This is a genomic window from Kocuria sp. CPCC 205260, from assembly GCF_040981045.1.
In the GTDB taxonomy this organism is placed as follows: Bacteria; Actinomycetota; Actinomycetes; order Actinomycetales; family Micrococcaceae; genus Kocuria; species Kocuria palustris.
Genome location: NZ_JAVKPT010000001.1, coordinates 25,454 through 37,021 on the forward strand (window position 1 = coordinate 25,454; position 11,568 = coordinate 37,021).

At 70.7% G+C, this 11,568-nt stretch carries 9 protein-coding genes; 3 read left to right on the top strand and 6 right to left on the bottom strand.

The window, feature by feature from the left end; all coding sequences use genetic code 11:
* Positions 1-29: 29 nt before the first annotated feature.
* The 6 genes from RF645_RS00130 to RF645_RS00155 all read right to left on the bottom strand — a co-directional run bounded on the left by RF645_RS00130 (position 30) and on the right by RF645_RS00155 (position 6,019).
* Positions 30-767 carry a metalloregulator ArsR/SmtB family transcription factor gene (locus tag RF645_RS00130; RefSeq protein WP_285729828.1) on the bottom strand — a complete coding sequence of 246 codons (738 nt, stop codon included), beginning with the start codon at positions 765-767 and terminating at the stop codon, positions 30-32.
* Positions 768-1,003: 236 nt separating this feature from the next.
* Positions 1,004-2,071 carry a heme A synthase gene (locus tag RF645_RS00135; RefSeq protein ID WP_368818359.1) on the bottom strand — a complete coding sequence of 356 codons (1,068 nt, stop codon included), beginning with the start codon at positions 2,069-2,071 and terminating at the stop codon, positions 1,004-1,006.
* Between the two features lie 120 nt (positions 2,072-2,191).
* Positions 2,192-2,998, bottom strand: coding sequence for an ABC transporter permease (locus RF645_RS00140; protein WP_280613526.1), 807 nt, complete (start codon positions 2,996-2,998; stop codon positions 2,192-2,194).
* Positions 2,995-4,002, bottom strand: coding sequence for an ABC transporter ATP-binding protein (locus tag RF645_RS00145; protein ID WP_368818360.1), 1,008 nt, complete (start codon positions 4,000-4,002; stop codon positions 2,995-2,997). The genes RF645_RS00140 and RF645_RS00145 overlap by 4 nt, the downstream gene beginning before the upstream one ends.
* Complete coding sequence (locus tag RF645_RS00150; RefSeq protein WP_006213176.1) at positions 3,999-4,898, bottom strand: dihydrodipicolinate synthase family protein; 900 nt, start codon at positions 4,896-4,898, stop codon at positions 3,999-4,001. Before RF645_RS00150 ends, RF645_RS00145 begins: the two co-directional genes overlap by 4 nt.
* Before the next feature lie 128 nt (positions 4,899-5,026).
* Entirely contained in the window at positions 5,027-6,019 is a 993-nt protein-coding gene (locus RF645_RS00155) for a heme o synthase (RefSeq protein WP_061711449.1), read from the bottom strand.
* A 335-nt stretch (positions 6,020-6,354) separates the two neighbouring features.
* On the opposite strand from RF645_RS00155, the gene tkt reads away from it, so the two are divergent.
* From tkt to RF645_RS00170, 3 genes are all read left to right on the top strand, one after another.
* On the top strand, positions 6,355-8,484 hold the full coding sequence (tkt, locus tag RF645_RS00160) for a transketolase (protein ID WP_058870887.1): 2,130 nt from the start codon (positions 6,355-6,357) through the stop codon (positions 8,482-8,484).
* A 117-nt stretch (positions 8,485-8,601) separates the two neighbouring features.
* Complete coding sequence (gene tal, locus RF645_RS00165) at positions 8,602-9,708, top strand: transaldolase (RefSeq protein ID WP_368818361.1); 1,107 nt, start codon at positions 8,602-8,604, stop codon at positions 9,706-9,708.
* A 193-nt stretch (positions 9,709-9,901) separates the two neighbouring features.
* Positions 9,902-11,527: a glucose-6-phosphate isomerase gene (locus RF645_RS00170; RefSeq protein ID WP_368818362.1), complete on the top strand. Its 1,626-nt coding sequence runs from the start codon at positions 9,902-9,904 to the stop codon at positions 11,525-11,527.
* Positions 11,528-11,568 lie beyond the last annotated feature (41 nt).

Consider the following 11,568-nt stretch of genomic DNA (forward strand, 5'->3'; position numbering starts at 1 on the left):
CGCGTTCGTTCGGATGGTGAGGGAAAGTCTCAGGTGCACTCGGCGCTGCGTGGTGGATCCTCGTCCCGGCGCTCGAGGGGCACATGCGTGTTGCACACGTGCGCCCCGGAGGCCAGCGTGGACAGCCGACGGACGTCGACGCCCAGCAGGGAGCCGATCATCCTCGTCTCCGCCTCGCAGAACTCGGGGTGGTCCTCTGCCAGCTCGAGCAGGGGGCAGTGCCCCTGGCACAGCTGCAGGGAGGCCATTCCGCGGCGCTGGGAGCCGACCTGCACCACGGTGGAGCTGGCGGCGTAGCCGTCAGCGGCCATCTGGCGCACGAGGGCGTCCAGACGATCGGCGACGTCCTCCCCTGCAGCCTCGACGGCCGGGCGGTACCGGCTCTCGATGCGCTGCTGGTGACGCTGCACGAAGCCTCGCAGGGCCTCTTCTCCCCCGAGCTCGCGCAGGGTGCGCAGGGCGTCGTGGGCGACCTCGAGGTAGTCGTTGCCCAGACGCTCGTGGCCCTCCGGGGCCACCACGTAGCGACGGGCGGGGCGACCCGCACCTGCTCCGGGGCGGCGCACCAGGGTGACCTCGATGAACCGATCCCGCTCCAGGGCGTCCAGGTGACGGCGCACTGCCGCGGCCGTGAGGCCCATCCGCGCTGCGATCTCGCTGGCGGAGACGGGTCCGGATTCCAGGACGGCGTTGAGGATCCGGGATCGGGTGGTGGACTCGGCGGCGTCCTCGGTGCTGCGCGCGCTCCTGACTTCCGTCTGGACCATGCTCGTACCGCCTCTCGCCGTCTCGGGGGTCCGTGATGCGGACCCTGTCCAATACACAACTCGAGTATGTCCAAATTCATTCCGCGTTCCTAGCAAGGTCACCCTCAGAAAGGCCGGGATGTGATGAGAACCTCATCCTTCGACTCGATCAGGCGCAGAACGCACAGGGGCCGCTGGATTCCGCAGCGACGGATTCCAGCGGCCCCTCCCGAACCGGTGCGGGCTTCGATGCGCCCTCAGACGGTGACGGGCCCGTCGCGGCGCTCGGCCTCCGTCAGCACGGGAGCCTCGGAGGTGACGTGGAAGCCCTTCTCCACCGCCATGGACACGACGGCCACGAACAGGGCCGAGCCGATGAGGTGCAGCGCGACCACCAGGATCGGCAGGCCGTTGAAGAACTGGTAGAAGCCGATCAGCGCCTGCATGATCACGACGAGTCCCACGAGCTGCAGCGACCGGCGCACCGCCATGGGCCAGGTCCGGCGGCCGACGAGCAGTCCGATCAGCACCAGCGCGACGACGGCGTAGGCGGGCAGAGCGTGCAGCCGGGCGATCACCAGGGCGTCGAAGGTGTGCCGCACGACGTCGCCGGCGTCGCCGCCGTGGGGACCCGTGCCGGTGACCAGCGTGCCCAGGTAGATGCTCAGCGCCGCGAACACGGCCAGTGCGATGAGCAGCCCGCGGATCGGGCCGCGCTGCTGCTGCGACTGTCCGGCCAGCTCCGCCTGCGCCACGTGCTCCAGGCTCAGCCGCCGGGTCCGATTCACGAGCATCGCGGCCATGGCGATCATGGCGGAGGAGATCATGAAGTGGATGCCCACGATCCACGGATTCAGACCGGTCAGCACCGTGACGCCGCCGACCACAGCCTGAACGGGGATGCCGAGACCGAGCAGCAGGGTCAGCACGAACAGCGACGCGTGACGGCGGGCCATGCGCACGACGGCCAGGAAGGCCAGCACGGCGACGATCATGAGCACGCCCGTCAGAGTGCGGTTGCCGAACTCGATGAACCCGTGGATGCCCATCTCCGAGGTGTTGGTCCAGGACTCGTCGGTGCACCGGGGCCAGGTGGGGCAGCCGAGGCCGGAGCCGGTGAGCCGGACCAGGCCGCCGGTGAGGATCAGCAGCATGTTGGCCGCCAGGGAGGCCCAGGCCGTGAAGCGGACCCATCCGTCGACCTCGCCGCGCAGGAAGAAGCCGATCGGAGCTCGATCGCTGCGCGGCTCGGGTCCGGGCCCCGGAGCCTCCCGCGGGTCGTCGCCGAGGTCCGAGGCGGTCGGGGCCGAGGAAGGGGTGCTCACGTGCTCACGTCCAGGATCTGAAAGGGGGTCAGTGCTTGCGCGACCGGAGCGCCGGGCGCCCGACAAGTCTAGTCCCGCACCCTGTGCACGCGGACCGGAGCCGGCGGCCCGTGCGCAGTCTCAGCTCCAGCGGAACAGACGGACGGTCGCCGCCCAGCTGAGCAGGCCCCATACGGCCAGGACCGCCAGATGCAGCACCAGGGGGCCGTGGCCGGTGCCGACCAGCACGATGCGCAGCGACTCACCCAGCGCAGCCGATGGCAGCAGCGAAGCCGCCCAGCCGAGCACACCCGGAAGGGCTGCGGCTGGGCCCAGGGTTCCGCCGGCTGCCGCCAGCAGGACCCACAGCAGATTGACGACGGCCAGCGTGGCTTCAGCGCGCAGCGTGCCGGCCACGAGCAGGCCCAGCCCGGTGAACACCGCGGCGCCCACCCCGAGGATCAGCAGCATGGCCAGCACGGACAGCGGCTCGGGCCGCCAGCCCAGGGCCAGACCGATCCCGCAGATCAGCACCGTCTGCACGGCCAGCACCGCCAGGATGGCGCCGAGCTTGCCGGCGATGAGCCCGAACCGGCCCAGGGGCGTGGTGGACAGCTGCCGGAGCACGCCGTAGCGGCGGTCGAAGCCGGTCTGGATGCCCTGGCCGGAGAACGCGTTCGAGATCACCGACAGCGCCAGGACCCCGGGCACGGCCAGGTCGATCCTCTCGGCACCGGCCGGCAGCGCCCCGTCGAGCAGATCCATCCAGGTCAGGGCGAACAGGGCCATGACCGGGAGGATGATCAGCAGCAGCAGCTGCTCGCCGTTGCGCAGCATGGTGCGCGTCTCGTAAGCGGCCTGGGCGGCGACGCGCCGGCCAGCAGGGGCCGGCCGCGACGGGGCCGGGTCCTCGGAAGCAGTACGGGACAGGATGGTCCTCTCGGTCATCGGATCTGCCTCCCCGACAGCTCCAGGAAGACGTCCTCCAGCGAGCGGGGCTGGAGGCTCAGGGACAGGGGCAGCTCGCCGGTGCCCGCGAGCCACTGGCTCAGCTCGGCCAGCTCCTGCGGGCGCGTCGCACCGCTGATCACGATCCGGGCTCCCTCCGCGCTGACCTGCAGGTCCGGGCGCTGCACGAGCTCAGGGGGATGCTGCGCCCAGCGCTGCTGCTGGGCGGCGGTGAGCTCCACGCGCAGGGCTCCGGAGCGGCCGTCGCCGTCGATCAGCTCCTGCACGGAGCCGCAGGCGCGGACCTGGCCCTCATCCACGATGACCACCTGGTCGGCCAGGCGCTGGGCATCGTCGAGCAGGTGCGTGGTGAGGATGACGGCGGTGCCGTCGCCGCGCATCTCGTCGATCAGGTCGAAGACCACCGCGCGCGACTGGGGATCCAGGCCGGCCGAGGGCTCGTCGAGGAAGACGATCTCCGGCCTTCCGGCCAGCGCTGCGGCCAGCGACACGCGCTGGCGCTGGCCGCCGGAGAGCCGCCGGATGGGGGTTCCGGTGAAGGAGCCGATGCCCAGGCGCGCCTGGAGCTCGCGCTGCGGGACCGGGTCCTGGTACATCGCGCTGATGTGGCGCAGGTACTCCCCTGCCCTGACCGACTGCGGCAGGCCGCCGTCCTGCAGCATCACGCCGGCGCGGGCGCGCAGCTCCGGTCGGGCGCCCCAGGGCTGCTCGCCCAGCAGGCGGACGGTCCCGGAGGTGGGCCGCCGAAGGCCCTGGGCGCACTCGAGCGTGGTCGTCTTGCCCGCCCCGTTGGGCCCCAGCAGCGCGGTGACCTCGCCGTTGCGGGCCGTGAGGCTCAGGCCGTCCACGGCCCGGAGCCTCGAGCGCGGCGCAGGCGTGTCCGCGCCCGTCTCGGGGTCGCGGCTCCCCCGGCGTCGCCGGCTGGGCGCACGGCGCTGTGGGAACGCCATCACCAGGTCCTCGATCTCGAGCGCGGCCGTCACTGCTGCATCTCCGCGCGCAGATCGCGGACGGCCGAGCGGATGCGCTCGCGGCTGGGCGTGCCCACCGGGTGCAGGGGCCGCCTCGGCGGGGCGGTGCGCATGCCGCAGATGTCATTGAGGGCGTAGAGCGAGCTCAGCGGCCGCTCCCAGCGCAGCACCTCGATCAGCGGGGAGAACGCCCGGCGCCAGCGGTCCACGAGCTCGACGTCCCTGGCCGCAGCGGCGGCGCGGAACGCGACCCACTCCCGGGGCAGTGCGGCGGCGAAGCCGGTGTGCCAGGCGATCGAGGCATCGGCCGAGTTCAGGATCAGCGAGGTCCCGGCGATCCCGAAGCTCGTCCCGGGCTCGGCCAGCTCCAGGAAGAGGTGGCGACGGTTCTGCAGGGCGCGCTCGGAGTCGACCGTGTCCTTGAACGCCACGACGTTGCCCAGATCGCTCAGCTCGGCGGCCAGGTCCACGGGGTAGACGAAGCCGGTGGTCGAGGGGTTGTTGTCCAGGCACAGCGGCAGCGCGACCGACGAGGCCACGGTCTCGACCTGATCCGCGATCTCGGGCGAGCGCAGGGCCACATAGGACAGCGGGTTCAGCACCAGGCCGTCCGCTCCGGCGCTCTCCGCGTCCCACGCCAGCTCCAGGACGTCCTGGGTCGTCATGGCGGAAACTCCGGCTCCCACGGGGATCCCGGAGCCCGCGGCAGCCTGGACGGCCGTGCGCACCACGGTGGCACGCTCCTCGGAGCTCAGATAGGCGAAGGAGCCGGCCGTGCCGAGCACGCAGATCGAGTCCACGCCCGAGCCGACCAGGACCTCGACCTGGCGGGCGAGCTCAGGCAGGTCCACGGCGCCGGCGGTCGTGAACGGTGTGACCGGATAGGCGATCAGCCCGGAGAAGTCCATCCTGAGCGTGCTCTCGATTCTGGAGGAAGTGATGGGGCCGCGACCCGTGCGGGTCCGGGGAACGGGGACTCAGCGCGAACCGGCTGGTCGGCGGGCGCGAGGGTCGCCGTGCGTCAGCTGAGCGACGTTCAGAGGATCGGTCCGCCGAGGAACGGATCCAGCGCCACGGCCACGAACACGAGGCTCAGATAGGTGATCGAGCCGTGGAAGACCTTCATGGCCTGTGTGGAGGTGGGCTCAGCCTGGCTGGCCAGCCCCAGCAGCCGGTGGCACTGCAGCAGGAACCAGGCTCCGGCGGCCAGCGTGACCACGGCGTAGACCCAGCCGGCGCCGCCGACCGGGACGAGCAGCAGCGAGCAGATGACGGTGGCCCAGGCGTAGAGCACGACCTGGCTGGCCACGCGCCCATCCGAGGCGATCGCCCCGAGCATGGGGATCCCGGCGCGGGCGTAGTCGTCCGAGTACTTCATCGACAGCGGCCAGTAGTGGGGCGGGGTCCACAGGAAGATCACCGCGAACAGCACGACGGCCGGCCACTCGACGGTCCCCGTCACCGCGGCCCAGGCGATCAGCACCGGCATGCAGCCGGCGATCCCGCCCCAGACGATGTTCTGGCTGGTCCGCCGCTTGAGGATGATCGAGTAGAAGACCGCGTAGAGGAAGATTGCCGCGGCCGTCAGCACGCCCGACAGGACGTTGACCGCCAGGGCGAACAGCAGCACCGAGGCCACCGAGAGGACCCAGCCCAGGACCAGGGCCTCCCAGTCGTTGACCACGCGAGTGACCAGCGGGCGCTTGGAGGTGCGCTTCATCAGCCGGTCGGACTCGCGGTCGATGTAGGAGTTGAAGGCGCCCGCGGCACCTGCGGAGAGCGTGCCGCCCACAAGGGTGACCAGGATCAGCCAGATGCTCGGGAAGCCGCCGTTGCCGTGGTAGTGGTGGGCGAAGATCATGGTCGGCACCGTGGCCACGAGCAGCAGCTCGACGATGCGCAGCTTCATCAGCTGCAGGTACGCCCGCACGCGCTGACCAGGTGTGGTCCGCCCGCTCTCCCGACGCGCATCCGACGGATCCTGGGGACCGGTCGGTGCTGCATGCCTGGAGACCTGCGCTGAACTCACGTGAACTGACTCCCTGGAACGGTGACGGGGTCGACGACTCGGAAACGGACTCCCCGTCGTCCAGGCCGACCCGGGCCCGGAAGGAGTGTGCGCGGCGCCTGGCGGATGGCGTGCGACGGGGATGGTCTGCCCAGTCTAGACCCTCATGGCCGCTCGCGCCGTGGCCCGCGACGCATCACCGGCGATGCGACAGGAGGAGGCATCGACTACGCCCTCAGGCAAACCACGGAATCACCCCTTCCGCTGACCGACGGGTGATCTAGGCTGGACCCACGACTCAGGCATCGCCGCACGTGCGAGCGGTGCCACGCACCCCGAGAAAGGACAGTGCACCTGTGCCTCAGTCTGATCAGACACTCACCTGGACCGATGTCGATCGCCGCGCCGTGGACACCGTCCGCGTGCTCGCCGCGGACGCCGTGGAGAAGGTGGGCTCGGGACATCCCGGGACGGCCATGAGCCTGGCCCCGGCCGCCTACCTGCTCTTCCAGAAGGTCATGCGCCATGACCCCAGCGATGATCGCTGGACCGGCCGCGACCGCTTCATCCTCTCCCCGGGCCACACCTCGCTGACGCTGTACATCCAGCTCTTCCTGGGCGGGTTCGGCCTGGAGATGAAGGACCTGGAGGAGCTGCGCACCTGGGGCTCCAAGACCCCGGGCCACCCGGAGTACCGCCATACGGCCGGCGTGGAGATCACCACCGGCCCGCTGGGCCAGGGCCTCTCCTCGGCCGTGGGCTTCGCCTACGCGCAGCGCTACACCCGTGGGCTCTTCGACCCCGAGTCCGCGCCGGGCCAGTCCCCGTTCGACCACCGCGTCTACACGATCGTCTCCGACGGCGACCTCCAGGAGGGCGTGACCTCTGAGGCGTCGTCGCTGGCCGGGCATCAGGAGCTCGGCAACCTCATCGCGATCTACGACCAGAACCAGATCTCGATCGAGGACGACACCGACGTCGCGTTCACCGAGAACGTCGCCGAGCGCTACAAGGCCTACGGCTGGCACGTCCAGACCGTGGACTGGACCGCAGGCGGCCCCAACGGCAACGAGTACGTCGAGGACGTCCAGGGCCTGCACGACGCCATCCGGGCTGCGGAGGCGGAGACCTCCGCCCCGTCGCTGATCTGCCTCAAGACGATCATCGGCTATCCGGCGCCCAGCAAGCAGAACACCGGCGGCATCCACGGCTCCAAGCTCGGTGCCGAGGAGCTCGCGGCCACCAAGAAGGTCCTCGGCTTCGACGCCGAGCAGAGCTTCGTGATCGAGGACGAGGTCCTGTCGCACACCCGCGAGCTCGTCGAGCGCGGCAAGGCCGATCGCGAGGAGTGGGAGAAGGGCTTCGCCGAGTGGCGCCAGGCCCACCCGGACCGCGCTGAGCTCTACGACCGCCTGCGCGACGGCACCCTCCCCGAGGGCTACGCCGAGGCCTTCCCGCAGTTCCCTGCCGGTGAGACCGTGGCCACCCGCGCGGCCTCCGGCAAGGTCATCAACGCGATCGCCGACACCTTCCCCGAGCTGTGGGGCGGCTCCGCCGACCTCGCGGGATCGAACAACACCACGATCGAGTCGGCCAACTCGTTCAACCCGTCCAGCCGCACCACCAAGAAGTTCTCGGCGGACCCGTACGGACGCGTCCTGCACTTCGGCATCCGCGAGCACGCCGCTGCCGCCATCGTCAACGGCATCACCATGTCGTCGCAGACGCGCGCCTTCTCGGGCACGTTCCTGATCTTCTCGGACTACCAGCGCCCGGCAGTGCGCCTCGGCGCGGTCATGCGGGTCCCGTCGATCTACATCTGGACCCACGACTCGATCGGCCTGGGCGAGGACGGCCCCACGCACCAGCCGGTCGAGCAGCTCAGCTCGCTGCGCGGCATCCCGGGCCTGAACGTCGTGCGCCCGGCCGACGCCAACGAGACCTCGGTGGCCTGGCGGACCATCATGGAGACCACGGAGAGCCCCTCCGGCCTGGCGCTGACCCGCCAGAACGTCCCCACGTTCCGCCGCGAGGACATCCACCCGGACGGCGAGGGCGAGGCCTTCGCCTCGGCCGAGGGCACTGCCAAGGGCGGCTACGTCCTGGCCGACGCCCCGGAGGGCACGTCCCTGGACGTCGTCCTCATCGGCACCGGATCCGAGGTGCAGCTGGCCGTGGAGGCCCGCGAGCAGCTCAAGGAGAAGGGCATCGGCGCGCGCGTCGTGTCCATGCCGTGCCGCGAGTGGTTCGACGCCCAGGACCAGGACTACCGCGAGTCCGTGATCCCCCGCGAGCTCACCGCCCGCGTGAGCGTCGAGGCCGGCATCGCCATGTCCTGGAACGACCTGCTCGGCTCGAACGGCCGCGCTGTCTCGCTCGAGCACTTCGGCGCCTCCGCCGCCTACGAGCGCCTCTACAGCGAGTTCGGCATCACCGCCGAGGCCGTCGTCGAGAAGGCCCAGGAGTCCATCGCCGCCGCGAAGTGACGCACCCGGTGACTGCGGCCGATCCGTCGGCCGCAGTCACCGGCCCCAGCACGACCACGCAGCGTCGCCTGCACCGCAGACGCACTGACGATCCTTCGACATCACAGGAGCATCATCATGACCGACACCACTGCCAAGCTCTCCCAGGCCGGAGTCTCCATCTGGCTCGACGACCTCTCCCGCGAGCGTCTGAGCACCGGCAACCTGCAGGAGCTCATCGACACCAAGGACGTCGTGGGCGTGACCACGAACCCCACGATCTTCGCGAGCGCGCTGTCCAACGGGGAGTCCTACGCGGCTCAGGTCAAGGAGCTGGCCGCCGAGGGCGTCGACGTCGACGAGGCCGTCCTCCGGATCACGACCGACGACGTCCGCGACGCATGCGACGTCTTCGCCCCGATCGCCCAGGCGACCCAGGGCAAGGACGGCCGCGTCTCGATCGAGGTCGATCCCCGGATGGCGAATGACGCCCAGGCCACCTCGGAGATGGCCCAGCGCCTGGCGCAGACCATCGATCGCGACAACGTGCTGATCAAGATCCCGGCCACCGAGGCCGGCCTCCCCTCGATCACGGCCACGCTGGCCGAGGGCATCTCGGTCAACGTGACCCTGATCTTCTCGCTCGAGCGCTACCGTGCCGTCATCAACGCCTTCCAGACCGGTCTGGAGCAGGCGCTGGAGAACGGCAAGGACCTCTCGAAGATCCACTCGGTCGCCTCGTTCTTCGTCTCCCGCGTGGACTCCGAGGTCGACAAGCGCCTGGATGCCATCGGCACCGATGAGGCGACCGCGCTGAAGTCCAAGGCAGGCCTGGCCAATGCCCGCTTGGCCTACCAGGTCTACCAGGAGGCGTTCTCCACGGAGCGCTGGAAGCGCCTGGCCTCGGCCGGCGCCAACGCCCAGCGCCCCCTGTGGGCCTCGACCGGCACCAAGGACCCGTCGCTGCCGGACACGCTCTACGTGGACGGACTGGTGGCCGCCGACGTCGTGAACACCATGCCGGAGAAGACCCTGGACGCCGTGGCCGATCACTCGGAGATCACCGGCGACACGATCACCGGCACCTATGACGAATCCAACGCGCACCTGGACCGCCTGGCCGAGCTGGGCATCGACTACGACGAGGTCGTGAACCTGCTCGAGAAGGAGGGCGTCGAGAAGTTCGAGGCCTCCTGGGCCGAGCTGCTCGAGACCGTGCAGTCGGCGCTGGACTCCTCGCGCTGAGTCCCTCAGGCCACCGGATCTCGCGTCTGCTCGCTGTCCGGTGGCCCCCGTCGGCCCGTCCGCTCCGGCCGTCGCCGCAGCGGACGGGCCGACGCACCGCAGGACCGCAGCATCGCAGGACTTCAAGCATCGGATCGCGAGGCAGATCGGCCGCCGACGGCCGAACCGGAGCCCCGCTCATCGAGAGGACATCATGAGCACCCTTTCCGTCACCGCCGCGGGCGCCGCCCGCGAAGCCATCGATCGCCACGTGCCGCAGCTCGTCGAGGACCGCTTCGCCTCGCGGCTGTTCGCCAAGGACCACACCCTGTGGGGCGCCGACGCCGAGGACGAGGCCTCGAAGCGCCTGGGCTGGGTCGAGGCGCACGACGTCTCCCGCCCCCTGATCGAGGAGATCCTCGAGCTTCGCTCGGCGTTCGAGGCCGAGGGCGTCGACCGCTTCGTGCTCGCGGGCATGGGCGGCTCCTCGCTGGCCCCCGAGGTCATCACCCGCACCGCAGGCGTGGAGCTGTTCGTGCTCGACTCCACGGACCCGGTGATGGTCCAGGCGGCGCTGTCGGATCGCATCGGCCGCACCGCGGCGATCATCTCCTCCAAGTCCGGCTCGACCGTCGAGACCGACTCGGCCCGTCGCGCCTTCGAGAAGGCCTTCACGGATGCCGGGATCGATCCGGCGCGCCGTCTGGTGGTCGTGACCGATCCGGGCTCCCCGTTCGACCGGACCGCCCGCGAGGCCGGGTATCGCGCCGTCTTCAACGCCGATGCCTCGGTGGGCGGGCGCTTCTCCGCCCTGACGGCCTTCGGCCTGGTCCCCTCGGGGCTGGCAGGCGCAGACATCACCGCCCTGCTGGATGACGCCGAGGCCGCCGCCGAGATGCTGCGCGAGGACGCCGAGGACAACCTGGCTCTGCGCCTCGGTGCGGCCCTTGGCGGCACCTCGCCGCTGCGCGACAAGATCGTGCTGCAGGACCGCGGCTCCGGCATCGTCGGATTCGCCGACTGGGCCGAGCAGCTGATCGCAGAGTCGACCGGCAAGCTGGGCACCGGCATCCTCCCCGTCGTCGTGGGCCAGGACGCTCCCGAGCTGCAGGCCCCCGTGGCCGCCGACGTCCTGCCGGCGCTGCTGGTGGCCTCGGACGACGAGAGCGTCCTGACTGGAGACGTCGACGCCGTGGCGGTCGCCGGCTCGCTCGGCGCGCAGATGCTGCTGTGGGAGGTGGCCACCTCCGTGGCCGGCGCCCTGCTGAAGATCAACCCGTTCGATCAGCCGGATGTCGAGTCCGCCAAGATCGCCACTCGCGCCGTGCTCGCGGACAAGCCCGAGCCGACTCCGGCGGACCTCGTCGACGGCTCCGTGGAGATCCGCGGCGACGCCTCGCTGCTGGACGGAGCCGATGACCTGCGCGGGGCCATCCAGGCTCTGCTGAAGACGCTGCCGGACAACGGCTACCTGGCTGTCCAGGCGTACTTCGACCGTCTGACCTGGACCGAGCTCGAGGATGCCCGTCCGCTGCTGGCCAGCATCACCGGACGCCCCACCACGTTCGGCTGGGGCCCGCGCTTCCTCCACTCGACCGGTCAGTTCCACAAGGGCGGCACCCCCGTGGGCTCGTTCCTGCAGATCACTGCAGCCTCGGACACCGACCTGGACATCCCGGGCGGCGACTTCACCTTCGGCGAGCTGATCTCCGCCCAGGCCGACGGCGACGCCCAGGTGCTGCGCGAGCACGACCGCCCCGTGCTGCAGCTGCGCTTCACCGATCGCGAGACCGGCGTCAGCCAGGTGCTCGACGTCCTGCACGCGATCCTGGGCCGCTGACCCGGTCCTGGCAGAACCGGACCCCATCCGGCCTCAGCCTG

Bases quoted from the DNA above. Each gene is read 5' to 3' on its own strand.
- RF645_RS00130 (WP_285729828.1), bottom strand. From the start codon at position 767: ATGGTCCAGACGGAAGTCAGGAGCGCGCGCAGCACCGAGGACGCCGCC.
- tal (WP_368818361.1), top strand. From the start codon at position 8,602: ATGACCGACACCACTGCCAAGCTCTCCCAGGCCGGAGTCTCCATCTGG.
- RF645_RS00150 (WP_006213176.1), bottom strand. From the start codon at position 4,898: ATGGACTTCTCCGGGCTGATCGCCTATCCGGTCACACCGTTCACGACC.
- RF645_RS00140 (WP_280613526.1), bottom strand. From the start codon at position 2,998: ATGACCGAGAGGACCATCCTGTCCCGTACTGCTTCCGAGGACCCGGCC.
- RF645_RS00170 (WP_368818362.1), top strand. From the start codon at position 9,902: ATGAGCACCCTTTCCGTCACCGCCGCGGGCGCCGCCCGCGAAGCCATC.